Source organism: Pseudomonas asiatica, from assembly GCF_040214835.1.
Taxonomy (GTDB): domain Bacteria; phylum Pseudomonadota; class Gammaproteobacteria; order Pseudomonadales; family Pseudomonadaceae; genus Aquipseudomonas; species Aquipseudomonas putida_Z.
Genome location: NZ_CP157874.1, coordinates 838,704 through 862,864 on the forward strand (window position 1 = coordinate 838,704; position 24,161 = coordinate 862,864).

Consider the following 24,161-nt stretch of genomic DNA (forward strand, 5'->3'; position numbering starts at 1 on the left):
CTTAAACGTTGAAGCGGAAGTGCATCACGTCACCGTCCTTGACGATGTAGTCCTTGCCTTCCAAACGCCATTTACCGGCTTCCTTGGCACCGCTCTCACCCTTGAACTGGATGAAGTCGTCATAGGCCACCACTTCAGCGCGGATGAAGCCTTTTTCGAAGTCGGTGTGGATCACGCCAGCGGCTTGTGGTGCAGTGGCACCGACGCGCACGGTCCAGGCACGTACTTCCTGCACGCCGGCAGTGAAGTAGGTCTGCAGGTTCAGCAGCTCGTAACCGGCGCGGATAACGCGGTTCAGGCCAGGTTCTTCCAGGCCCAGGGCCTCGAGGAACATGTCCTTCTCTTCACCGTCTTCCAGCTCGGCGATTTCCGCTTCGATCTTGTTGCACACCGGCACCACTACCGCGCCTTCTTCCTCGGCGATGGCCTTGACCACGTCCAGGTGCGGGTTGTTGTCGAAGCCGTCTTCGGCCACGTTGGCGATGTACATGACCGGCTTGCTGGTCAGCAGGTGGAAGCCGCGGATGACCGCCTTGTCTTCGGCGCTCATGTTCTTCATCAGGCTGCGCGCAGGCTTGCCTTCGGTGAAGTGCGGGATCAGCTGTTCGAGGATGGCCTTCTGCGCCAGGGCTTCCTTGTCGCCGCCCTTGGCGTTGCGGGCAACCTTCTGCAGTTGCTTCTCGCAGCTGTCGAGGTCGGCGAAGATCAGCTCGAGGTCGATGATCTCGATGTCACGCTTGGGGTCGACGCTGTTGGAAACGTGGATCACGTTCTCGTCTTCGAAGCAGCGCACCACGTGGGCAATGGCGTCGGTCTCGCGGATGTTGGCGAGGAACTTGTTGCCCAGGCCTTCGCCTTTCGAGGCACCAGCCACCAGGCCGGCGATGTCGACGAACTCCATGGTGGTCGGCAGGATGCGGTTTGGCTTGACGATCTCAGCCAAGGCATTCAAGCGCGCATCGGGCATCGGCACGATGCCGCTGTTAGGCTCGATAGTGCAGAAGGGGAAGTTCTCCGCCGCGATGCCAGACTTGGTCAGGGCGTTGAACAGGGTGGACTTGCCGACGTTGGGCAGGCCGACGATGCCGCAATTGAAACCCATGGGTATTCCCCTCTCTAAAGGAAATCAGGCCTTCTGGCTGTGCAGCTCGCGCATCGCCTTGGCGAAGTCGCCGGCAAGCACGTCCGGCAGCACGCCGAGGGCAAAATCGATGCTGGCGTCGAGCTTCTCCTGCTCGGCGCGCGGCGCGCGGCCCAGGACGAAGTTGGAGACCAGTTTGGCGTCGCCCGGGTGGCCGATGCCAAGCCGCAGGCGGTGGAAGTCGTTCTGGTTGCCGAGCTGCGCGATGATGTCGCGCAGGCCGTTGTGCCCACCATGGCCACCGCCGCGCTTGAGCTTGGCGACGCCCGGGGGCAGGTCGAGTTCGTCATGCGCCACCAGGATCGCTTCCGGCTTGATGCGGAAGAAATTGGCCAAGGCCGCCACGGACTGGCCGCTACGGTTCATGTAGGTGGTGGGGATGAGCAGACGAACGTCGTTGCCCTGATGGCTGAACTTAGCCGTCAGGCCGAAATATTTGCGGTCAGCGGTCAACGAGACGCGCTGGGCGCTGGCAATGCGTTCAACGAAAAGAGCCCCTGCGTTATGCCGGGTCTGTTCGTATTCGGGGCCGGGGTTACCCAGGCCGACGATCAACTGGATGGCGGTCACGTCAGGGGCTCTTCCTTGGAGTTGGTGGGTTACAGGGCGCGCGGCACTGTAACCCGATCAACGCCGGCGTGCGAGTGGATTACTCGGCAGCGCCTTCTGCTTCTGGAGCAACGCGTGGAGCGTGAACGTTGGCAACAGCTTTGTCATCACCGTGGGCCAGAGCTACGAACTCTACGCCTTTCGGAGCTTTCAGGTCCGACAGGTGGATGATGGTGCCGATTTCAGCGTTGGCCAGGTCGACTTCGATGAACTCAGGCAGGTCTTTGGCTTCGCAGGAAACTTCGATCTCGGCTTCTACGTGGGAGATCTCGCCGCCTTTCTTGACCGGGGCTTCTTCGTTGATGAAGTGAACCGGTACCTTGGCGGTCAGTTTCTGGCCAGCAACGACGCGAACGAAGTCGGCGTGCATGATGAAGCCTTTGGCCGGGTGGCGCTGCAGAGCCTTGACCACGACGTTTTGCTTGGCGCCGTCGACGTTCAGTTCCAGAACGTGGCTGAAGGCAGCCTCGTTTTCGAACAGCTTGGTGATTTCCTTGGCCAGGATGGTCAGGGACTGGGCGTCCTGGTTACCACCGTAGACAACGGCTGGGATGTTCGCGGAGTGACGCAGGCGGCGGCTCGCACCTTTCCCCAGGTCAGTACGCGCTTGGGCGTTCAGAGTGAATTCGGTCATTTTGTTTCTCCAAAATAGCCCCCCGAGGGCGTTTGCGACCAGCGCCAACGGGGATGGCAAAAAAGCCCCGCCCCAACAACCAGTGTTGGGGCGGGGCGCTTTTCGTCAGCGTGTGTTCCGCTTAGCGGAACATCGCACTGATCGATTCTTCGTTGCTGATGCGGCGGACCGCTTCAGCGACAACCGGTGCGATATCCAGCTGGCGGATACGGTCACAGGCTTGAGCAGCGGCGGACAGCGGAACGGTGTTGGTCACCACCAGCTCGTCCAGTACCGACTTCTCGATGTTCTCGATCGCGCGGCCCGACAGGACAGGGTGCGTGCAGTAGGCGTAAACCTTGGCAGCGCCGTGTTCTTTCAGGGCTTTGGCCGCGTGGCACAGGGTGCCGGCGGTGTCGACCATGTCGTCTACCAGGATGCAGGTGCGCCCTTCGACGTCGCCGATGATGTGCATCACCTCGGAGTGGTTAGCCTTCTCGCGGCGCTTGTCGATGATACCCAGGTCGACGCCCAGGGACTTGGCGACGGCACGTGCGCGCACGACACCACCGATGTCCGGGGAGACGATCATCAGGTTCTCGAAACGCTGGTCCTCGATATCGTCGACCAGTACGGGCGAGCCGTAGATGTTGTCGACCGGGATATCGAAGAAACCCTGGATCTGGTCAGCGTGCAGGTCGACGGTGAGTACACGGTCGATACCTACGACAGTGAGCATGTCAGCGACGACTTTGGCGCTGATGGCTACACGTGCCGAACGCGGACGGCGGTCCTGGCGGGCGTATCCGAAGTAAGGAATCACGGCGGTGATTCGGGATGCTGAGGAGCGGCGGAAGGCGTCGGCCATCACTACCAGTTCCATCAGGTTATCGTTGGTCGGGGCACAGGTCGGCTGAATAATGAAGACGTCTTTACCGCGGACATTTTCATTGATCTCAGTGCTGATCTCGCCGTCGGAGAACTTACCGACAGAGACGTCACCGAGAGGGATATGCAGCTGACGTACGACACGCCGAGCCAGATCGGGGTTGGCATTCCCCGTAAAGACCATCATCTTGGACACGCGCAGTACCTGAAGGCTGAGGGTAACCTGGATGAGTATAAGGAAAATGGCAGGGGCGGCTGGATTCGAACCAACGCATGGCAGGATCAAAACCTGCTGCCTTACCGCTTGGCGACGCCCCTGTATCTGTTGCTGCGAACGCTTATGCGCTCGACTTCTTGACCAGACTTTGCAGCTTGCGATGCAACATCGAAACGTTGCTTCCTTTCGCCACAAACCCTGTTTGGGTCGCTGAAAGAAGGGCCAGAACTTTATCAGCTTCGGCTTTGCTTGGGAAGGCCCCAAACACACAACTTCCAGTACCGGTCAGTCGAGCCTCAGTGAATTTACCCAGTGAATTCAACGCATTGCGAACTTCCGGGTAACTCTGCTCTACCACCGGTTGGCAGTCATTTCGACTGTTTCCCTCGGGAACGGGGCGCATCTTAAGGGGGAGTGAATCACGTGTCAACTGTGGATGTGAAAAAATTTCTACTGTGCTGACAGACACTTGCGGCACCAGCACGACATACCACGGCTCTTCCGGGTCGACCGGGGTCAGTTGTTCACCCACGCCCTGGGCGAACGCCGCGTGGCCGCGCACGAATACCGGTACGTCGGCGCCCAGGCTCAGGCCCAGTGCTGCCAGGCGGTCTTCGTCCCAGTCCAGTTGCCACAGGTGGGCGAGGGCCAACAGGGTAGTGGCGGCATCCGAGCTGCCACCGCCGATGCCGCCGCCCATGGGCAGCACCTTGCTCAGCCAGATGTCGGCGCCCATCGTCGTGCCGGATTGTTCCTGCAGCTTGCGCGCGGCACGCACGATCAGGTTGCTGTCGTGCGGCACCGCCTCGATCTCGGTATGCAGGCGGATCACGCCGTCATCACGCACGGCAAAGCTGAGTTCGTCGCCGTGATCGAGAAACTGGAACACGGTTTCCAGCTCGTGATAGCCGTCCGCGCGGCGGCCGATGATGTGCAGCCACAGGTTGAGCTTGGCCGGGGCGGGCAGGGTAAGGGTTTGCATGTATCAGTGCCCCAGCTGGCGCGGCTGCCAGTCCTTGACCACCAGGGTCACGTCGAGGTTTTTGCCGTGCAGCTTCAGGCGCTCGGGCAGCCAGTAGCCGTTCTGCTCGGTGTAGCTCAGGTACTGCACCTGCCAGCCATCCTGGTCGAGGCTGGCCAGCCGGCTGTCGCCGTCCAGGGTCAGCTTGCTCTTGCTGTCGGGGGCGGGCAGGCCGCGTACCCACCAGACCAGGTGCGAGACCGGCAACTGCCAGCCCAGTTGTTCTTCCAGCAGCGCTTCGGGGCTGGGTGCCTCGTAGCGGCCCTGGTTGGCCACTTCCAGTACCACGCCGCCGGGGCGGCCGGTCAGGCGTGCGGCGCCACGGCCCAGCGGGCCGGCCAGGCGAATGTCGTAGTAGTCCTGGCGTTGCAGCCAGAACAGCGTGCCGCTGCCCGACTCGCGCGGGGCACGGATGCCGACCTTGCCGTTGATCTGCCAGCCATCGAGGCTGCTCAGCTGCTCTTTATGGGCGCGCCACTGCTGCGGGTCGCCGTGGCCCTGCAGGGCCTCGCGGCTACCGAAGCCGGCACAGCCGGCCAGCAGGGCGATCAGGGTGAAGGTAATGCAATGGCGCAGGAACATGGCGTTAGAGAGTCTCGGATCCGGTCAGGCGCAGAATGGTCTTGCGCAGGATGGGGCTGTCGGCCTGGGCTTCGAAGCCCTTGGCCCAGACCTGGCGGGCTTCGCGGCGCTTGCCGTTGGCCCATAGCACTTCGCCCAGGTGGGCGGCCACTTCGTGGTCGGGGAAGCTGGCAAAGGCCTTGCGCAGGTAGGTTTCAGCCTCGTCGAGGTTGCCCAGGCGGTAATTGACCCAGCCCAGGCTGTCGAGTACCGCCGGGTCGTCCGGGGTCAGCTGATGGGCTTTGTCGATCAGCGCCTTGGCTTCGCTGTAGCGGGTGGTGCGGTCGGCCAGGGTGTAGCCGAGGGCGTTCAGGGCCATGGCGTTTTCCGGTTCGCGGGCGATGATGGCGCGCAGGTCTTTTTCCATCTGCGGCAGGTCGTCACGCTTTTCCGCCAGCATGGCGCGGGTGTAAAGCAGGTTGAGGTCGTCCGGGTAGCGCTGGATGGCTTGCTGCAGCACCTGGCTGGCCTGGGCGTCCTTGTTGTTGTTGCTGTAGCTTTCCGATTCGATCAGGAACAGCTGGATGGTGTAGTCCGGCTGGGCTTCGCGGGCATCGGCGAGCAGGCGTGAGGCTTCGGTACCACGGCCGTTGGCGATCAGGATGTCAGCCTGGCGCAGTTGCGCCGGCAGGTAGTCGGGGCCCGGGCCGACCAGGGCGTATTCACGCAGGGCGCCTGCAGGGTCGTGGCGCTCCTCGCGGATGCGGCCCAGGTTCAGGTGCGCGGCGTCGACGTTGCTGTCGCGTTCGATCAGCTCCTGCAGGTAGCCCTCGGCTTCATCCCAGTCCTTGTTCTCCAGGCACACCAGGGCCAGCGAATAGCGCAGCTCGTCGTCCTCGGGGTATTGCTGGACCAGGCTGAGGAACTCGCCCTTGGCATCGGCGATGCGGTCCTGTTCGACCAGGGTGCGGGCGTAGGTCAGGCGCAGGCGCTTGTCGTCCGGGTTGTCGCGAATCGCCCCGCGCAGCAGTGGCAGGGCCTCCGGGCCGCGATCCAGGGCTTGCAGCAGGCGCGCGCGCAGCAGGATCGGGGCGATTTCGCCGTTTTGCGGCGGGTGCGACTCGAGCAGTTCCAAGGCTTCTTCGGCCTTGCCGTCCTGGTTCAGCAGCAGGGCCTTGCCGAACACCAGTTGACCGTTGTCCGGGTACTTCACCAGCAGGCGTTCGAAGCTTTGCAGCAGGCCGTCGCGGGTGCTCTGGTCGGTTTCGGCGGCGGACAGGGCGAGGAAATCGAAATGGGTGTCGCCCTGGCCCTGCAGGACCTTTTCCATGTACGTCATGGAGTCGTCATAGCGGCCGGCGCGGGCAAGCTGGATGGCGGCGGCGCGCTGGGCATCGAGGTTCTGCGGGTCGTTGCGGGCCCAGACCAGGGCGTTGTCCAGTGCCGGTTCATCGGCGCCGAGGTATTCGGCAATGCGGTAGGCGCGCTCGGAAACCCCGGGGTCCTGGGTTTTCGCGGCCTGGTCGGTGTAGTTGGCCAGGGCGATGTCGAAGCGGTTGCGCTGGCCGGCCAGTTCTGCCACCAGCAGGCTATAGAGCGTGTCCTGCTTGAACGAGCCATACACCACGGGCTTTTCCGCCTCGCTCTTGCCGGCCTCGGCGACGGGGGGCTCGGCCTTTTGCGGGGCCAGGCTCTGGCAGCCCTGGAGCAGGGCGAAGGCAAGCAGCAATGCGTATGGTTTGTTCATAGAAGGCTTTAAGAGGACTCACCGGCGGTCGGAGCATGATGACACAAGCGCGGGGGCAAACCCACCTGCGAAGGTCGTGGTTTACAGGCTGGGTGGTGCAGAGTGGGACAGCGGGGTGGGGGAGAGGTTCGAAGGGGCTTCTGACACAATGACCCAGCCCCTGCCTGCACCGACAATTTTGTCGAGATCACAGGTCAGGATAGATCCGCTCGTATAGTGCCACGTCGCTGGGGCAGTCAATTTCTCCCCAGGGAGCGTGCGTCGCCACGCCGGCGACTGGAAAACCTTCGCTGACTAGTGCCCCTAATAGCGATGTCATGTCAGTCTGGTCGCGTGCCTGAGGCGTGAGCCCTTGCAATTGCCTTTTCAACGCCTGCCAACCCGCTGGCGTGACTTTGAACAAGCCTATGTACTGGCCCTGAATGACCTCAAGACTGGTAGCGGTCTGTCCAATAGCGCTCACCAATCCATCGACTAAGCGGAAGTTCTCCAGGTCTGGTAGCGGATCGTTGAAGCGTTGCTGCCAGAGACGCACTGCAGCGGGATCGTAGCCCAGGACAATATCGGCTGGATGGTTAATTAGCTCGGATACTAGGGTGCTGTCGTAGAAGATGTCACCGTAGCTAACAAGGCAAGGCTCTGCGCTCAACCAACCGCTGGCGCAATTTAGAGAGCTGAAAATACCGGAGCTGTGCCAGCGGTGGTTGTGAAACAAAGTGTCGGCGAATGGTGCAAGCATTTCGCTTCGATAGCCTGCAACGATGCCAACCTCGCTGACATCGCATCGACGGAGCGTTTCAATCGCGCGCTGTAGCAGTGGCACACCATTAAAGGGTACCAAGGCCTTGGGGCGTTCATCGGTCAGGGCTTGTAAGCGACTCCCGCGACCTGCAGCAAGAATAATGGCTTTCATGAAAAAGCTCCAAAGGCATGTCGCACGCGTTGAATATCCAATGGATCGGCAGGTAGTTCTCGCTCGGGGTGCCACATGATCCCGGTATGCCGACGGTGGTCGTCATACACAGCCTCGATCACGCCGTCGTCGGCCAGGGCTAGTACGCGGTAGCCGTCGGGCGCCTCCCGAAAGCCGTATTCATGATAGGAATTCACTCGCCGCCGTTGTTCTTGCATGTTGATCATGTGTTCGCCTACATGGCCGGCCAAGCGTTCCAAAGTGCCGCCAGCTCGCGTCAACATTACCTGCATGCCGCGGCATACACCGAGCACCGGAAGCCGTAGATTTTCCGCAAGATCAAGCAAGACCCTCTCAGTGGCGTCGCGTGTGTCGGCTGTCCCACTCAGGGCCTGGCAGCTCCCTCCACCAGTAAGCAAGAGGCCCTGAGGGCGCAATGATTGGACTAGCGCCATGCTGACTCTCGGATCGTTTGGAAGGTACAGCGGGGTCAGCCCACATTGGTCTAAGAATTCAACCCAGCGTTGGTCGAGCGCGTCCCGCCATTCCTGGCGTTCGGCGTTGAACTGCCTGAGCATGGTCATCCCAACCAAAATCATGCCAGCACCTGTATACGCCGCTCGGCGCAGTCGAGCAGCAGGCTTGTCGCCGCCAATAGGGTTTTGAATCGAGTATCGCCCACGCCGATAGCTGCGGGAATGGCAAACTCTCGGGCTCGGATCGACATATGCGAGTTCTCGCCTCCGTAGGCGGTGATGAAACCAGCAATGCGGTGGGTAAAAATCCAATCAAAACCCGGATCAGCGTTTTCGATTAAGACAATGCAATCCTCAATGTCCGGTGCCAATTGCCCAGGAAGCACTAGGGCCACCCGCGCGTGAGTGGCACGTCGAGTGATGAAGTTGGGATTGCACCAGTGCACTCGATGGCCGAATAGATCTTGCGGCTGACAGATGATGCTTGGCGTACGGACTAACTGCGTTTCATGCCAGCGGCTGCGGTTGTGGGCAATCGCTTGATGCAAACGTTTGCGATCGATGTCGGCGTAAACGCTGGTAAATTCGGTGATTTGCGCAAAGCTGAGTTGGTCGCGGTCAAAACCATGTACCTCACCCCAATCGCATAGTGAGCGCAAAACATCCGAAACAAACGCTGCATAGAGGTATTTGAGCTTCTCGCGCGATGCAATAGCGGCCTGAGCAAATTGCAGGAACTGCTCGGCGGAAACGTTAAGACCGCACTGGTCAAAAGCTTGCTGAATGGCGTTGACCTGGGCCCGAGATACAGTTAGCCCGTTCATAGATTTTTGGGGCCGCTGTAATGGGCGCTGCCAGTCAAAATAACGCTCCGGAGTCTCGTCGTAGCGTGACACACGTATATCGTAGGTACCCGGCCGGACATGACCGTGCAGCTTTAGGAAATCGTCCTTATGCAACGTCTGGAAATCGCTGGCCATCTCGCGACCGATACTATTGACCCCTCCGGTCACATGATCGATGAAACCGGCAGATACTACCCCCGCTGTTTCCAGCGATTTAATTATTGCGGTACCTATGAACGCTGCACGGGCAGCGCCAGCGAATATTTCAGCGACCACGTTGGCCGCCGATAGGCCATTCCTCATACGTTGCAAGGACTCGCGCCGAGGTTCCCCCGCCATTAAACTCTGCACCTTGTCAGTAATACTCGGTAGGCGTGTCAGGTCGGAGAAGAACGGGCCGCTGGGGGAGATAATGTGCTCGGTCAACTGGCGTAGCTCGTTCAAGTAGCATTCGTGCTGCTCGGTACTAAGAGTCCGGAGCGCCGGCAGCGCGGCAGCGGCACCGGGGCTAGTAAGCTCTGGCGTGAAGCAAGTAGGAATGATCGCGAACTCGATCTTGTCATGCAGATGAGGATGCATGGCCAAATAGTCGCCGCACTGTTCGACTACGCGCTCGGCAACATCTTGAGGTACCGAGGCAGGGATGAATGACTCGATGCTGTGGGCAATGCAGATGTAAGGAGAGCCACCCACCTGGTACATCAGCGGTTTGCGCCGCAGATCCCGGTAGCCGTATCGGAACCTGGCAGAGGCCCAATTAAGGTCAGTGATCAGCTCCTTATATAGCGAGTAGGCTAGCGCCCGCGGCTTGGTACCGATCATTTCCGCCGGGTTCCAGTCCGGCATAAGGCCAAGGAAGGCGGTCGACGCAGGACGCGGATGGCGTTGCTTGCAGATCAGCTCTTCGAGCTGAGAGGCCTCGTGCTCCAAAACTTTGCGTAGTTGGGCGTCGGCAAGTGCGCTGGCATTACGGGGCCCATCCGCGGTCATGGGACGCACTTGGAATAGCAGAGGGCCATCGACAGTGATCGCGAACTCTATGTCCAAGGCATCGTGCCCGGTTAGAACTTGTACCTCTTCGAGCAACGAAAACAGCCCTGGTAATTCCGCAGGCTCGCTTGCCGCCTCGCTGCCAAGGGAGACGAAAGCGTGCACAGTCTCGTTGCCGGCAGTGACACCGTCGGTGCTGGCACCTAGTACATAGTCAACTACGTAATATGGCAAACCCGTCTCTGGATCACGGGTCATCGCCACTCCGCTGGCCAATACACCTCTCGCCATCTGCTGCACCAGCACCTCATCGCGCTCGCGAGCTAGGCCGTAGGATGCGATCACCGTCTTGATGGCTTCGCCGAGTGCCTGGCCGCCACATACATCTAGAATTGACGCGTACATCCCTGCACCGGAATGGCCGTCGCGGTCTTCGGCTAGACAGCTGGATCTTACAATCAGCGGCTCATCGCCAAAGAACGCCTGACAGTGCGCGATCACTGCCTGCCAGTCCTCCCGCCACTGTGCCACGGTGAATCGATGAAGGGGCAACACTTGCCCGGTGCTCAGAAGTGGTGCCAGTTGCTGCAGGGTATCGGCCTTGCCGGAAAAAGTGAACACGGGAGAAGGATTTACCGAGTGCATATGTCTTCCCTAATCAGTCCAATCAGTCCTTCGCAGGGGGCTGTCAGTTTGTGTCAGGTTTAAGCCAACTCGGCGCCGGTATAAGTCGCGAGTTCAAGGCCGTAAAGTGAGGACAGCTCGCGCAGGAAGCGATTGCCCTTTTTCGCCGCAGCGTAGGGGCAGTCGTCCTCAACGATGACGTGGCCAATTGTGCCGATGTTGCCGCTATAGACGTTTACCGCCTGGCCAGGCGCAACGTGGGCGGTGCAAAACCGGATGTTGTACTTGTCCAGTAATGGCTGTAGGGAGTCGGGGGCGTAGTCGTTGGCGATATGACCGCCATTGCGGGAGGCGACAGTTACGACGCTACCTGCGCGCTGAAGCACTGAGTCGTCAATTAGAATGGGCTCGCCTAGGTGCAGACGGACTAGCAGTTCGAACGGGTCGATGCCGGTCAGCATCCGGTACATCTGCGGCGCTACGCTACCCATCATGCGTGCGTTGATCTCCACTAGACAGGGCCCTTTGGCATCGCGCAACAGTTCAACATGATAAAGGCCAACATCCAGCCCCAGAGCGCTGAACACTGCCTGCACATATGCTTTGATCTCGTCGCGCTGTGCTGCGTCAAGGCCTGACGGCATGGTCGCGGTCATTTCTAATATTTCGCTATGGTCGGCGCGGAAACGGATGGTGGTCGCAAAGCAGGAGACCTTGGCGTCTTGGACGATGACTTCCGCTGAATGCAATGTACCGTCGATGTATTGCTCGACCAGATAGTCGCTGCTTATCAAGTGGTCGATCATAGGATCAGCACCCTTGCGACTCTGGCGCAGCTCGGCGAGAAAGGCGTCAAAGTCGGCCTGGCTATGGCAAATGGCGGAAAACTGCTTGGCGAATCCGCGGGTCGGCTTGACAACGAATGGCAGCGACAAACTCGGAGCGACCCCGTTGATCAGTTGCTCTTCGCTCAGTACTTCAAAATCAGGAGAGCGTAGTCCGTGTGCCCGCAGCGTCTCGCGCAATCGACTCTTGTATACCGCCCCGCACAGAGCTTCGTACCTCGGGTAGAGGGTGCCGATACGCTGGGCCTCACGCGCCACCGGTACTATGGCTGCTTCTGAGGTAGAGATGAGGGCGTCAATAGGACGCTCTGCGTGCAGGTTGGCCAACAACTGGCTGAGTTCGCCGTCTTCCAGATTATCGATACGCAAATAAGTATCCACATATCGCAGGTAAGGCTCGAGACGGGAGGTGTCGTCCTTGATCGAGATCGTCAGGAACGAGGCGTCGCGCTGATGAATGAAGGTGACATGGCAGCCAAGCCGTTTGGCTGCCTCAAAAGCCAGCAGGCCGCTTACGGTGCTGTCGACGAAAACCACGTGTTTCATTGGAACCTCGGATTACCAGGGATGAAAGTAAATGGTGCTGAGCCCGAACAGCATTGCGAAGCAAGCGACCGTCGAAAGTGCGCCATACTTGGGAATTCTCAAGCTGGTGACCTGGAGGATGCCGACCAGGGCCACCAGGCCGACGATCACACCGGCACCGTAATGCCCGGCCGATAGCCCCATCAGCGCCAGCGCAAAGACAAATCCTGAATATGTGGTGGGTAGTCCCTGATATCCCCCGTCAGCCGATGTGCTGGGCATGCCAAACAGCGATAACCGCAAAATGGCCGTGAAAACCAGAGTTGCTGCGGCCAGCGTGGCCGAAAGAGACTGGTCGAGGATTAGGATGACAAGGGCTGGCGTGATGCTGAAATTGAGCAAGTCGGCAAAACTGTCTAGATGCTTGCCGAAGGCCCGTTGCGCGTTGTTCGCCGCCAGGTAGCGTCGGGCTATGTGGCCGTCAAGGAAATCGAGCATCGCGGCCAGGCAAATCACCGTTGCCGCCAGAACGAACCGTCCTTGCAACGCAAAATAAACAGTACCGAAGGCCAAGCCGATATTGAACATTGTTAATATGTTCGCCAAATCCAAAAGGCGGACGAACGGAAATACACGCGCCAATGTGGGCATATTGTTCTCCTTGAAGAAGCTATTTAGACAGGCTGTTTTCCCTTGATCGCAACTGTCTTTCGAAGGGCGTTGGTTGCGACGAAATAGAAAGCAACGAAGATAGCGCTCGTGCTGAACAGGCCTGCATACTTAACCAGAATTGAACCGACGAAGATGGTAATTATCATGCCTAAGTACACCCCGGCATACTGGACAGATGCCATCAACGGCATGGCACTGGTAGGTGTGCTCCTGACAAGATCGGCTTGCAACTTGAAAAATGTCAATTCGAAAAAGAATATGTATAAAAAATACGCGATGTAACTGGACTGAATATCATGGCCGAACGCTGCGAGCATCATGAACAGGCCGCTGACTACAGCCATCGGCATAGGTAGCGGTCGCAAATTACACTTGTCCAAACGATAGAACAGTACTGCGCCCACCAAAGCTGCCACACTATTGACGGCCTGCAACAAGCCGACATACACCTCTCCCAAGCCCAGCACATGTGCCGGTAACAGCACCCTGGACACATTGAAGAAACCCTGAAAAAGGCTGACGAAGACGATGAACTGATAGAGGCTGAGGCGTAGCGCGGGATACTCCTGCAAAAGCGAACCAAGGGCAGTCAATAGTCTTGGTGCGACCTGCACGGTGATCGGAGGCTTTGTTGGCGCAGGTAGTAGATAGCCCGCCAAAGCCGCGATGGAAAAAAGACTGACAGTAATGAGCAGGGCTAACCCAGGCGTCATGTTGGCTTTGAACAGTACCAGACTGATGCCTGCCAGGCCGCCGGCAATGAATTGTGCGGTGAGTGTCAGAGGCACTGAGCTGGCGATTTGCGCACTCGGGAAATAACACTTGATGGCAACAATACGTCCTACCCGTTGCAGCGCATCCAGGGCGCCAATGACTACCGCGCCTAACACGGCGACTTCCACATGATGTGGCAGGATCTTGTAGGTGACCGCCGCGCAGCCCAGCGACAGCAAGTTGGCACTCCACAGCAAGGTGCGTGGCGCTAGATAGTCAGCCAGGCGGTAGATAGGAGCGACAAGAATTACCGGTAGAACCATTGGCGCAAACAGCACCACTTGGGAAAGTATTAGGCTGGCAGTATTAGCATAAATATAGTAGGAAAGATAAATATAACTCAGCGTAGAGGCCGAAATGGCACACAAGTTAACGCCCCAAAGGAGCACTGAGTGCCTACGAGATGCAGCAAATTCTTCCATTGCTCGCGCCTATTATATAGCTTCCTGCCATGCATGAAGCATACCCTGCATAGAAAATCGTTTTGAGATAGTTAAACAAGAATTAAAAAAATGCTTGTTTTGGGCGCGTCACCAAGTAAGTGTGCATCATTGCAGTCCGTCAACATCTTTACTAACCCTCACCAACATAGCTTCTAATCATCAGCAAAATTAGTAGATAGAAATAAACCGACTGACTGATAAAGCCATGCTATCCCACTCGTATCGCTGTCTCGGTGAGGAATATCGATGTGGCGGCGTCAAGACTAGGTGCGGAAGGAGGGTAGGGCAACAGCTGGGCATGTATTTGGGAAATGGACTACAAGACTGTGGATAAGTCTTATGGACATATGTCAAAAGTCTTCTCGACCCGGTCGGCGTAGTTGGCTAGGGCGATGTCGAGCCGATGGCTCTGGCTTTTGCTGTGACTGTTGCTTCTAAGCGCGCGGTAGATCAGGTGCTGCAGATTGTGACTTCAGGAGGCCGAGCGTAGGGCTTGCTCCCGGGAGGGCTGCGCTGCAGGCCTCATCCTGGGGCCCAGCGCTTGACGGGCATCCATGCCCGTCACCTCTATGCGCAAGGCCTGCGTTCGGCCTCCTGAGGTCGCGAAGATCAAGATCAGGATCAAAAGCCAGATCAAAAGCCGGCAAGACCTGAAAACACCGCTAGATCAGGCTACGAAAAGGCGATAGCCGCACGACTATCAGCGCAATAGCGAACGGTGGTTGTCCAAAAACCTGCGAAAGAGGACAATTATCGGCTTCCCGTCACAACCAGCGACCTTGCATGGCCTTTCTTGCACTTGGTATCAACCATAAGACTGCCTCGGTAGACGTACGCGAGCGCGTGGCGTTTACCCCAGAGCAGCTGGTAGACGCCCTGCAGCAGCTCTGCCGGCTGACATCCAGCCGCGAAGCGGCGATTCTGTCGACCTGCAACCGTAGCGAGCTCTATATCGAGCAGGACCACCTGTCCGCCGATGTGGTGCTGCAATGGCTCGCCGACTACCACCGCCTCAGCCTGGACGAGCTGCGCGCCAGCGCCTACGTGCACGAAGAGCACGAGGCGGTGAAGCACATGATGCGGGTGGCCTCCGGCCTGGACTCGCTGGTGCTCGGCGAGCCGCAGATCCTCGGCCAGATGAAGTCCGCCTACGCCGTGGCGCGCGAGGCTGGCACCGTCGGCCCATTGCTCGGGCGCCTGTTCCAGGCCACTTTCAGCGCCGCCAAGCAGGTGCGCACTGACACCGCCATCGGCGAAAACCCGGTGTCGGTGGCGTTTGCCGCGGTCAGCCTGGCCAAGCAGATCTTCAGCGACCTGGGCCGCAGCCAGGCCCTGCTGATCGGCGCCGGCGAAACCATCACCCTGGTCGCCCGCCACCTGCATGAGCAGGGCGTGCGCCGCATTGTCGTGGCCAACCGTACCCTTGAGCGGGCCAGCATCCTGGCCGAGCAGTTCGGTGCGCACGCCGTTCTGCTGGCCGACATCCCCCAGGAACTGGCCAACAGCGACATCGTCATCAGCTCCACCGCCAGCCAGTTGCCGATCCTCGGCAAGGGCGCGGTCGAGAGCGCGCTGAAACAGCGCCGGCACAAGCCGATTTTCATGGTCGACATTGCTGTACCGCGCGATATCGAAACCGAAGTCGGCGAACTCGACGACGTCTACCTGTACACTGTCGATGACCTGCACGACGTGGTGGCGGAAAACCTCAAGAGTCGCCAGGGCGCGGCCCAGGCCGCCGAAGAGCTGGTGTCGGTGGGGGCCGAAGACTTCATGCTGCGCCTGCGCGAGCTGGCCGCGGTGGATGTGCTCAAGGCCTATCGCCAGCAAAGCGAGCGCCTGCGCGACGAAGAACTGCAAAAGGCCCAGCGACTGCTGGCCAACGGCGGCAACCCCGAAGAGGTACTGGCCCAACTGGCCCGGGGGCTGACCAACAAACTCCTGCACGCGCCCAGCGTGCAATTGAAAAGGCTCTCGGCCGAGGGCCGCCTCGATGCGCTGGCCATGGCCCAGGAACTCTTTGCCCTCAACGAGGGCTCGACGGACAAATCCCCGCAATGAAAGCGTCGCTGCTGAACAAACTGGAAATCCTCCAGGACCGCTTCGAAGAACTCACCGCACTGCTCGGTGATGCCGAGGTCATTTCCGACCAGACGCGCTTTCGCGCCTATTCCCGTGAATACGCCGAAGTCGAGCCGGTCTACGCTGCTTATAAAGAGTGGCGCAAAGTCCAGGACGACCTCGAAGGTGCCCAGGCGCTGCTCAAGGACAGTGACCCGGACCTGCGCGAAATGGCCGTGGAAGAAGTGCGTGAAGCCAAGGAACAACTGCTGACGCTGGAGTCGCAGCTGCAACGCATGCTGTTGCCCAAGGACCCCAACGACGGCCGCAACGTGTTCCTCGAAATCCGTGCCGGCACCGGTGGCGACGAGGCGGCGATCTTCTCCGGCGACCTGTTCCGCATGTATTCGCGCTACGCCGAAAAGCGTGGCTGGCGCCTGGAAATCCTCTCCGAGAACGAAGGCGAGCACGGCGGCTACAAGGAAATCATCGCCCGCGTCGAGGGTGAGAGCGTGTACGGCAAGCTCAAGTTCGAGTCCGGCGCACACCGCGTACAGCGCGTGCCCGAAACAGAATCCCAGGGCCGTATCCACACCTCCGCGTGCACCGTGGCGGTACTGCCCGAGCCGGACGAACAGGCGGCCATCGAGATCAACCCGGCCGACCTGCGCGTGGACACCTACCGCGCATCCGGTGCCGGTGGCCAGCACGTCAACAAGACCGACTCGGCGATCCGGATCACCCACTTGCCCACCGGTATCGTGGTCGAGTGCCAGGAAGAGCGCTCGCAGCACAAGAACCGTGCTCGCGCCATGTCCTGGCTGTCGGCCAAGCTCAACGACATGCAGACCAGCGCCGCGCAGAACGCCATCGCCACCGAGCGCAAGCTGCTGGTCGGCTCGGGTGACCGTTCGGAGCGCATCCGTACGTACAATTATCCACAGGGCCGGGTGACCGACCACCGCATCAACCTGACCCTGTACTCGCTGGACGACATCCTCGCCGGCGGCGTGGAGGCGGTGATCGAACCGCTGCTGGCCGAATACCAGGCCGATCAACTGGCTGCCCTGGGGGACTGATGACCATCATCGCCAGCCTGCTGCGCAACGCGCAGTTGCCAGAATCGCCCACCGAGCGGCTGGATGCCGAGCTGCTGTTGGCCGCGGCCATCGGCAAGTCGCGCAGCTACCTGCACACCTGGCCCGAGCGAATCGTCAGCAGCGAAGATGCCGAGACCTATGCCGGCTACCTGCAGCGCCGCCGTGGCGGCGAACCGGTCGCCTACATTCTCGGGCTGCAGGGCTTCTGGAAGATCGACCTGGAGGTGGCGCCGCATACCCTGATCCCGCGGCCGGATACCGAGCTGCTGGTCGAAGCCGCGCTTGAACTGCAACCCGCCACGCCGGCCAAGGTCCTTGACCTGGGCACCGGCACCGGCGCGATTGCCCTGGCCCTGGCCAGCGATCGCCCGGCCTGGCAGGTAACTGCAGTGGACCGGGTGGAGGAGGCCGCCGCCCTGGCCGAGCGCAATCGCCAGCGCCTGGGCCTGGCGAACGCCCAGGTACGGCTCAGCCACTGGTTCGACAGCCTGGCCGGCGAGCGTTTCGACCTGATTGTCAGCAACCCGCCCTACATCGCCGCCGCAGACCCGCACCTGGTCGCCGGTGATGTACGCTTCGAACCCAGCAGCGCGCTGGTGGCCGGCGATGATGGCCTGGACGACTTGCGCGTGATCGCTGCCCAGGCCCCCGCGCACCTGGTGCCGGGTGGCTGGTTGCTGCTGGAGCACGGCTACGATCAGGCAGTGGCGGTGCGCGCCTTGCTGGCTGAACAAGGCTTCATCGAGGTCGCCAGCCGCACGGACCTGGGCGGCCATGAACGCATTACCCTGGGGCGCCTGCCATGCTGAGTGATCAGGAACTGCTGCGTTACAGCCGGCAGGTATTGCTGGCCCAGATCGACATCGACGGCCAGTTGCGGCTCAAGCAGAGCAAGGCGCTGATCGTCGGGCTCGGTGGCCTTGGCTCGCCAGTCGCCTTGTACCTGGCCGCTGCCGGGGTGGGTGAGCTGCACCTGGCCGACTTCGACACCGTCGACCTGACCAACCTGCAACGCCAGGTGATCCACGACAGTGCGAGCGTCGGCATGAGCAAGGTCGATTCGGCCTTGCAGCGCTTGCAGGCGATCAACCCGGAAATCAGCCTGGTTGCCCATCGCCAGGCTCTGGACGAGGACTCGCTGGCGGCAGCGGTGGCAGCAGTGGACCTGGTGCTGGACTGCTCTGACAATTTCGGTACCCGCGAGGCGGTCAACGTCGCCTGTGTCGCGGCTGGCAAGCCGCTGGTCAGCGGTGCGGCGATCCGCCTGGAAGGGCAGTTGTCGGTATTCGACCCACGGCGTGACTACAGCCCTTGCTACCACTGCCTGTACGGCCATGGTAGCGAAGCCGAACTGACCTGCAGCGAAGCCGGTGTGATCGGCCCGCTGGTGGGCCTGGTGGGCAGCCTGCAGGCGCTGGAGGCGATGAAGCTGCTGGCCGGGTTCGGCGAGCCGCTGGTCGGCCGCCTGCTGCTGATCGATGCTCTCGGCACTCGTATCCGCGAGCTACGGGTCAAGCGCGACCCGGCCTGTGCGGTCTGCGGCAAGCGCGATGGCTGAGCGCTCGGCGCCGGTCGGCGTGATGGATTCCGGAGTCGGCGGCTTGTCGGTGCTCGCAGAGATCCAGCGCCTGCTGCCCAACGAGACGCTGCTGTACGTGGCCGATTGCGGGCACATACCCTACGGCGAGAAGTCGCCCGACTATATCCGTGAGCGTCTCCGACGCATTGCTGCGTTCTTCCATGAACAGGGTGCCAAGGCCATGGTACTGGCCTGCAATACCGCCACGGTGGCGGCGGTGGCCGACCTGCGCGAGTTGTACCCGACCTGGCCGCTGGTGGGCATGGAGCCGGCGGTGAAGCCTGCTGCCGCCGCCACGCGCTCGGGCGTGGTCGGTGTGCTGGCCACCACCGGTACCCTGCAGAGCGCCAAGTTCGCCGCCTTGCTCGACCGCTTTGCCAATGACGTGCAGGTCATCACCCAACCTTGCCCGGGGCTGGTCGAGCTGATCGAGACCGGCGACCTGGCCAGCCCGGCGCTGCGCCAGCTGCTGCAAGGTTATGTGCAGCCGTTGCTGGCCGCTGGCTGCGACACGTTGATCCTCGGCTGTACCCATTACCCCTTCCTGCGCCCGTTGCTGGCCGGCATGGTGCCAGCCGACGTGGCCATCATCGACACCGGTGCCGCAGTGGCGCGCCAACTGCAGCGGCTGCTGGGCGCGGATGACCTGCTGGCCGATGGGCCAGCCCGGGATACCCGCTTCTGGACCAGTGCCGATCCGCAATCACTCAGACAAATCCTACCTTTGCTGTGGCATAAGTCCGACAGTGTGCAAAGCTTTTCATTGTGAAAAAAATGTGAAAAGAAGCTGAACTATCGTACCACTGCCGTTTTCTATCGCTTTGCCTGACATGAGGCGGATACCAATAACAGCAAAGAAGGATGTTGCTCATGAAGAAGCTGCTTGGCTTGGCGGCGGCTGCCGTCTTCACCCTGGGGCACTCACTGGCGGCGCAGGCTGCCGACGTTTCGTTTTCGGTGGGGCAGACCGGTGACTCGACCATGGTCTACCGATTGGGGCTGCAATCGAATTGGGACGCGAGCTGGTGGCAGACCAGCGTCGGGCGCCTGACGGGGTACTGGGATGGGGCCTACACCTATTGGGATGGTGACGAGACCGCGAGCAACCATAGCCTGTCGTTCGCGCCGGTGTTCGTCTACGAGTTTGCCGGGGAGTCGGTGAAGCCTTATATAGAGGCGGGGATTGGCGTGGCGGCATTCTCCAGCACCGAGCTGGAAGACAACGAGCTGGGCTCGGCATTCCAGTTCGAGGACCGTATCGGCTTTGGATTGCGCTTTGCCGGTGGGCATGAGATTGGCGTGCGGGCGATTCACTATTCCAACGCAGGCATCAAGCAGCCCAACGATGGGGTGGAGAGCTATAGCCTGCATTACCGCATGGCGCTCTGAGCTCTCCTGTGCCGGCCTCTTCGCGGGTGAACCCGCTCCCACAGCACCCCCTATATCTTGAGTGCAGTGGTGTACCTGTGGGAGCGGGTTTACCCGCGAAGAAGGCAGTGCCGATGCCAGGCTCTAGCGCGTCAACGGCCACAGGCTATTGAGATCCAAAGCCTCCAGCACAAGCTCGGGCTCCCTCTGCGGCCACCGCCGCAGCAGTTCTTCTGCCGCATTCTGCGGCGTCCACGCCTCCGGTATCGCCTGCGCCGGTGTCACAGGTGTCTTCAACGACTGCGGCCCCACCACGGTCAGCTCAACCCCCTGCGCCTTCAACGCCTGACGCTGCTCGCGCATCCACTGCGGCATGTTGTTCCAGCCCGCAGGCGCCTGCGTCGGTGCATGCAGCTGCAGCGCCGAATAACGGTTGAACACCGCCATCACCTGCGGTGAGTCACCCTTCGCCAGCAAAGGCAGCGCTTTGGCCAGGCAATGCTCGCCGGCCAACTGGTTGTCAGTGACGATCGCCTCGAACAACTCGCTGTCCGCCACATCGTCCGCCAGGTAATCACTGGTACCGGCATTGATGATCAAACCGTCCAGCGCGCACCAGGCATGGCATATCTGCTGGCTGGCCTGGGCCGCCTGGTGTTCTTCGTGCAACTGCCACGGCAAGCGCAACAGCTGGCTGCCATAGCGTGCAGCCAAGGCATCCAGTGCCTCGCCATGCCTGCCGCTTGCAGCTACCCGGTGTCCTTGCTCGAGTAACCCCTCCACTAATGCCAGGCCTAGTCCATTGCCTGCTCCCGTCACCCAGATACTGCGTGCGTTGTTCAAGATGCTGCCCTCTGATCCTGCCGGCGCGGGAGGTTCTTGAATGCCTCCAGTGCGCGCTGACGACTGCTGTCGAGATCGACAATTGGACTGTGATAGGAATATCTAGCAAAAAGATCGGCCGACTTCACGGGGAAATGAATGGCTTTTTCATCCAGCCCCTGCAATTCCGGCAGCCAGTGCCGAATGAAACGCCCCTGCGGGTCGAAACGCTGCGACTGTGAAACCGGGTTGAAGATGCGGAAATAGGGCACTGCGTCGGTGCCAGTGGACGCGCTCCACTGCCAGCCACCGTTGTTGGCGGCCAGGTCGCCGTCTATCAGGTGGCGCATGAAATGCCGCTCGCCCTTGCGCCAGTCGATCAACAGGTTCTTGCTGAGGAACATGGCCACGATCATGCGCAGGCGGTTGTGCATCCACCCGGTATCCAGCAGTTGGCGCATGGCGGCGTCGATGATCGGGAAGCCGGTCCGGCCCTGTTCCCAGGCTTCGAGGTCGGCCGGTGCATCGCGCCAGGGCAGGGCTTCGGTCTGGGCGCGGAAGGCGCGGTGACGCGAGACCTGTGGATAACCGGTCAGGATGTGTTTGTAGAATTCGCGCCAGAGCAGCTCGTTGATCCAGGTTTGCACGCCGCTGCTGCCGCTGTCGAACTCGCCGCGGTTGCTGGCCAGGGCGCCGTGCAGGCACTGGCGCGGTGAAATCACGCCTGCGGCCAGGTAGGCCGAGAGCTGGCTGGTGCCGGGCTTGGCAGGCAAGTCGCGCAGCTGTTGGTAGTCGTCGATGGTTTCGTCGAGAAAACGGGTCAGCCGCGCCTGCGCTTCGGCTTCGCCGGCCGGCCAGTGGTCGCGCAGTGCTTGCGCGGGTTTTTCGAAACCGTCCACGTGCTGGGGGATCGGGTCGCTGCTGACCTGCAGCGGTGCCTGGCGTTTCACCCGCTGGGCCAGCGCGGGGAGGCCGCGGTGCAGGTGCTCCAGGCAGTTCTTCTTGAACTGGCTGAACACCTGGAAGTAGTCGCCGCTGCGGGTAAGGATGGTGCCAGGGCGGAACAACAGCTGGTCGAGGTGGCTGTGGGCCTGGATGGACGACTTTTCCAGCAGCGCGCGGGTGGCCTCGTCGCGACGTTGCTCGTTGATGCCGTACTCCTCGTTCCAGTGCACGCTTTGCACCTGATGCTGGCGGCAGACATCGAGTACGGCCTGTGGCGCCTGGTCCCAGGTGTCGATCCTGCGGATCAGCAGGGGGATGTTCAGGCGCTCCAGCGCCTGGCGCAGGTCGCGCAGGTTGCGCAGCCAGAAGTCGACTTTGCAGGCGGCGTCGTCGTGGGCCAGCCATTGCCCGGGGCTGACCAGCCACAGGGCGAGGGCCGGGCCGCGTTCGCTGGCGGCGCTTAGCGCGGTGTTGTCATCGATGCGCAGGTCGCTGCGCAGCCAGGTCAGGTGCATGGTGCGGTCATCTCTCCAGGCTGGCGGTCATGGGCTTGCAGCAAACGCAATGCCGCCTGTGGGGTATCGAACAGGGCAAGGTTGGGCAGCCTGAGGGCACGCAGCCGGGCTTCGTGCAGCGCCAGCATCGGCCCGCCGGCAAGGGTCGGTACGCGCAGGTTGGACAGGGTGCGTTGCAGCGCCTTGTCATCGATGCGTGGCCCCAGGTGCAGCAGCACGGCGCGCGGCTTGAGCATGGTGACGGCGCGTTGCAGGTGCGCGCCGGCAATGGTGTGCTCCAGTACTTCGACCGGCAGGCCGTTACTGGTGAACAGCCAGGCGCACAACCACAAACCGGGGCTGAAGGTGTGTTCGCTGTCTTCGGTCAGCAAGATGGCAGGGCCTTGCAGCAACTGGTTGTCGTGGTAGACCCGGGCGCCCAGCTTGCTGCGCAGCCAGCTGTGGAAAAACACCTGCTCCAGCCGTGCATTGAAATAGTTGCGCCAGCGCAGGTCGAGGAGGTCGAGCAGCGGCAACAGCAATTGCTCGCACAGGGTGACAGCCGGGTACAGGGCCATCGCCTGGTTGAGCTGCTGGTCGAGGGCGCGCTGCGACAGCGTGGCGATGGCCTCGACCAGTTGGAACTGCCGGGCTTGCCAGTCGCCTTTCGGTGGCGTGCTGGCCGGTTTGTCGAGCAGCTCGCGTACCTGGCCGACGGAGGCGCCGCGTTGCAGCCAGGCGAGGATCGCCTCGACGCGTTCGACCTGCTCCAGCGGATACAGGCGATGGCCCTTGGCGGTACGCTGGGGCTTGAGCAGGCCGTAGCGGCGCTCCCAGGCGCGCAGGGTGACGGGATTGACGCCCGTGCGGCGAGCCAGTTCGCCGATGGGCAACAGGATTTCAGACGGCATTGCGCAGGCCCAGGCGCTCGGGGTGCGGCTGCAGGTAGGCCTGCTGCTGCAGATACGGGTCGGGGTGCTTGCGCAAATGGTGCTTGAGCAGGGTCAGCGGCACTACCAGCGGTACCACGCCTTGCTGGTATTGGCCGATGATGGCTTGCAGCTCGGCTTTGTCCTGCTGTGTGAGGGTGTCCTTGAAGTAGCCGCTCAGATGCTGCAGCACGTTGCAATGAGTGCCACGGCTGGCACAGCGACGCAGGGCCTGCATCAGCTGGCTGAAATAGCGCGGGCCGATGCTTTGCGGGTCATCATCCTTGCTCATGCTGCCGAGCAGGCGCCCAAGGCTGCGGTAGGCCTGCGGGTTGTTGGCCATCAGCAGGTACTTGTAGCGCGAGTGGAACCGCACCAGGGCGCCACGGCTCAGGCCTTCGGCCAGCAGGCGCTGCCAGTCGGCATAGGCGTACACACGGCTGATGAAGTTCTCGCGCAGCACAGGGTCGTGCAGGCGGCCTTCTTCTTCCACCGGCAGATCCGGGCGCCGTGCGCAGAACGCCTGGGCATACACGCCCCGCCCACCGTGGAAGGCCGGGTGGCCATTGTCCTGGTACACCTTGACCCGCTCCAGGCCACAGGAAGGCGATTTCTGCATGAAGATGTAGCCGCAGATATCGTCGAGTTCGGCTGCCATTTGCTCGCCGTAGTTGCGCAGCGGGCCGGTCAGGTCCATGCCGGGGTTACGGGTGCCTACCACTTCCGGCTGCTCGGGGTTGCCGACCAGTCGGATCGGGTCGCGCGGCACGCCCAGGCCGATGGCCACTTCCGGGCACACCGGCAACCAGTCGAAATGTTCCTCGAGTTGCATACGGCACAGGTCGGAGGCCTTGTGGCCACCGTTATAGCGCACGCTGTGCCCGGTCAGGCAGGCGCTGATGGCGATACGCGGCTTGCTGTGGGCAAATGAGTCGTGCATGGGCTGCCTCCAAAAACCT

General features: G+C 61.2%; 23 protein-coding genes and 1 tRNA gene. 6 read left to right on the forward strand and 18 right to left on the reverse strand.

Features of this window, described 5'->3' with window-relative positions:
* Window position 1: 1 nt before the first annotated feature.
* From ychF to ABNP31_RS03910, 14 genes are all read right to left on the reverse strand, one after another.
* A complete protein-coding gene (gene ychF / locus ABNP31_RS03845) occupies window positions 2-1,102 on the reverse strand; it encodes a redox-regulated ATPase YchF (protein WP_013970895.1) in 1,101 nt (366 codons plus the stop codon).
* Window positions 1,103-1,126: 24 nt separating this feature from the next.
* Window positions 1,127-1,711, reverse strand: a complete 585-nt coding sequence (gene pth / locus ABNP31_RS03850; protein ID WP_008099045.1) for an aminoacyl-tRNA hydrolase — start codon at window positions 1,709-1,711, stop codon at window positions 1,127-1,129.
* A 79-nt stretch (window positions 1,712-1,790) separates the two neighbouring features.
* On the reverse strand, window positions 1,791-2,384 hold the full coding sequence (locus ABNP31_RS03855; protein ID WP_013970896.1) for a 50S ribosomal protein L25/general stress protein Ctc: 594 nt from the start codon (window positions 2,382-2,384) through the stop codon (window positions 1,791-1,793).
* Window positions 2,385-2,505: 121 nt separating this feature from the next.
* Window positions 2,506-3,447: a ribose-phosphate pyrophosphokinase gene (locus ABNP31_RS03860; RefSeq protein WP_003247410.1), complete on the reverse strand. Its 942-nt coding sequence runs from the start codon at window positions 3,445-3,447 to the stop codon at window positions 2,506-2,508.
* A gap of 47 nt (window positions 3,448-3,494) precedes the next feature.
* Window positions 3,495-3,569 (reverse strand) — tRNA-Gln (locus ABNP31_RS03865).
* 20 nt (window positions 3,570-3,589) lie between these two features.
* Window positions 3,590-4,450 (reverse strand): 4-(cytidine 5'-diphospho)-2-C-methyl-D-erythritol kinase, encoded by an 861-nt coding sequence (ispE, locus tag ABNP31_RS03870; RefSeq protein WP_075043753.1) that lies wholly within the window; start codon window positions 4,448-4,450, stop codon window positions 3,590-3,592.
* 3 nt (window positions 4,451-4,453) lie between these two features.
* Complete coding sequence (gene lolB / locus ABNP31_RS03875; RefSeq protein WP_085617355.1) at window positions 4,454-5,071, reverse strand: lipoprotein insertase outer membrane protein LolB; 618 nt, start codon at window positions 5,069-5,071, stop codon at window positions 4,454-4,456.
* Window positions 5,072-5,075: 4 nt separating this feature from the next.
* Window positions 5,076-6,797, reverse strand: a complete 1,722-nt coding sequence (locus ABNP31_RS03880; protein ID WP_085665063.1) for a tetratricopeptide repeat protein — start codon at window positions 6,795-6,797, stop codon at window positions 5,076-5,078.
* 187 nt (window positions 6,798-6,984) lie between these two features.
* Window positions 6,985-7,710: a phosphocholine cytidylyltransferase family protein gene (locus tag ABNP31_RS03885; RefSeq protein ID WP_085665062.1), complete on the reverse strand. Its 726-nt coding sequence runs from the start codon at window positions 7,708-7,710 to the stop codon at window positions 6,985-6,987.
* A complete protein-coding gene (locus ABNP31_RS03890) occupies window positions 7,707-8,309 on the reverse strand; it encodes a type 1 glutamine amidotransferase (RefSeq protein WP_024086258.1) in 603 nt (200 codons plus the stop codon). The genes ABNP31_RS03885 and ABNP31_RS03890 overlap by 4 nt, the downstream gene beginning before the upstream one ends.
* Window positions 8,306-10,666, reverse strand: a complete 2,361-nt coding sequence (locus ABNP31_RS03895) for a PEP/pyruvate-binding domain-containing protein (RefSeq protein ID WP_350013022.1) — start codon at window positions 10,664-10,666, stop codon at window positions 8,306-8,308. The genes ABNP31_RS03890 and ABNP31_RS03895 overlap by 4 nt, the downstream gene beginning before the upstream one ends.
* A gap of 59 nt (window positions 10,667-10,725) precedes the next feature.
* Window positions 10,726-12,036, reverse strand: a complete 1,311-nt coding sequence (locus ABNP31_RS03900) for an ATP-grasp domain-containing protein (protein ID WP_350013023.1) — start codon at window positions 12,034-12,036, stop codon at window positions 10,726-10,728.
* A 12-nt stretch (window positions 12,037-12,048) separates the two neighbouring features.
* Window positions 12,049-12,666: a CDP-alcohol phosphatidyltransferase family protein gene (locus ABNP31_RS03905; protein ID WP_085665060.1), complete on the reverse strand. Its 618-nt coding sequence runs from the start codon at window positions 12,664-12,666 to the stop codon at window positions 12,049-12,051.
* A gap of 23 nt (window positions 12,667-12,689) precedes the next feature.
* Window positions 12,690-13,883 (reverse strand): hypothetical protein, encoded by a 1,194-nt coding sequence (locus tag ABNP31_RS03910; RefSeq protein WP_350013024.1) that lies wholly within the window; start codon window positions 13,881-13,883, stop codon window positions 12,690-12,692.
* An 804-nt stretch (window positions 13,884-14,687) separates the two neighbouring features.
* On the opposite strand from ABNP31_RS03910, the gene hemA reads away from it, so the two are divergent.
* From hemA to ABNP31_RS03940, 6 genes are all read left to right on the forward strand, one after another.
* Window positions 14,688-15,965 (forward strand): glutamyl-tRNA reductase, encoded by a 1,278-nt coding sequence (gene hemA / locus ABNP31_RS03915; protein ID WP_085587332.1) that lies wholly within the window; start codon window positions 14,688-14,690, stop codon window positions 15,963-15,965.
* Window positions 15,962-17,044 carry a peptide chain release factor 1 gene (gene prfA / locus ABNP31_RS03920; RefSeq protein WP_013970909.1) on the forward strand — a complete coding sequence of 361 codons (1,083 nt, stop codon included), beginning with the start codon at window positions 15,962-15,964 and terminating at the stop codon, window positions 17,042-17,044. Before hemA ends, prfA begins: the two co-directional genes overlap by 4 nt.
* The gene (prmC, locus tag ABNP31_RS03925) at window positions 17,044-17,874 is read left to right on the forward strand and encodes a peptide chain release factor N(5)-glutamine methyltransferase (RefSeq protein ID WP_350013025.1); all 831 of its coding nucleotides are present in this window, start codon (window positions 17,044-17,046) and stop codon (window positions 17,872-17,874) included. The genes prfA and prmC overlap by 1 nt, the downstream gene beginning before the upstream one ends.
* Window positions 17,868-18,623 (forward strand): molybdopterin-synthase adenylyltransferase MoeB, encoded by a 756-nt coding sequence (locus tag ABNP31_RS03930; RefSeq protein WP_025337684.1) that lies wholly within the window; start codon window positions 17,868-17,870, stop codon window positions 18,621-18,623. Before prmC ends, ABNP31_RS03930 begins: the two co-directional genes overlap by 7 nt.
* A complete protein-coding gene (murI, locus tag ABNP31_RS03935; RefSeq protein ID WP_025337685.1) occupies window positions 18,616-19,413 on the forward strand; it encodes a glutamate racemase in 798 nt (265 codons plus the stop codon). The genes ABNP31_RS03930 and murI overlap by 8 nt, the downstream gene beginning before the upstream one ends.
* Before the next feature lie 101 nt (window positions 19,414-19,514).
* Window positions 19,515-20,033, forward strand: a complete 519-nt coding sequence (locus ABNP31_RS03940; protein WP_025337686.1) for an acyloxyacyl hydrolase — start codon at window positions 19,515-19,517, stop codon at window positions 20,031-20,033.
* A 123-nt stretch (window positions 20,034-20,156) separates the two neighbouring features.
* On the opposite strand, the gene ABNP31_RS03945 is transcribed toward ABNP31_RS03940, so the two are convergent.
* The 4 genes from ABNP31_RS03945 to ABNP31_RS03960 are packed head-to-tail and all read right to left on the reverse strand — an operon-like array spanning window position 20,157 to window position 24,142.
* Window positions 20,157-20,855: an SDR family oxidoreductase gene (locus ABNP31_RS03945; protein ID WP_085665057.1), complete on the reverse strand. Its 699-nt coding sequence runs from the start codon at window positions 20,853-20,855 to the stop codon at window positions 20,157-20,159.
* Window positions 20,852-22,294, reverse strand: coding sequence for a deoxyribodipyrimidine photo-lyase (gene phrB / locus ABNP31_RS03950; RefSeq protein ID WP_238067263.1), 1,443 nt, complete (start codon window positions 22,292-22,294; stop codon window positions 20,852-20,854). The genes ABNP31_RS03945 and phrB overlap by 4 nt, the downstream gene beginning before the upstream one ends.
* The gene (locus ABNP31_RS03955; RefSeq protein WP_085665056.1) at window positions 22,285-23,184 is read right to left on the reverse strand and encodes a MerR family transcriptional regulator; all 900 of its coding nucleotides are present in this window, start codon (window positions 23,182-23,184) and stop codon (window positions 22,285-22,287) included. Before ABNP31_RS03955 ends, phrB begins: the two co-directional genes overlap by 10 nt.
* Window positions 23,174-24,142 (reverse strand): YbgA family protein, encoded by a 969-nt coding sequence (locus ABNP31_RS03960; protein ID WP_025337690.1) that lies wholly within the window; start codon window positions 24,140-24,142, stop codon window positions 23,174-23,176. The genes ABNP31_RS03955 and ABNP31_RS03960 overlap by 11 nt, the downstream gene beginning before the upstream one ends.
* Between the last annotated feature and the right edge of the window lie 19 nt (window positions 24,143-24,161).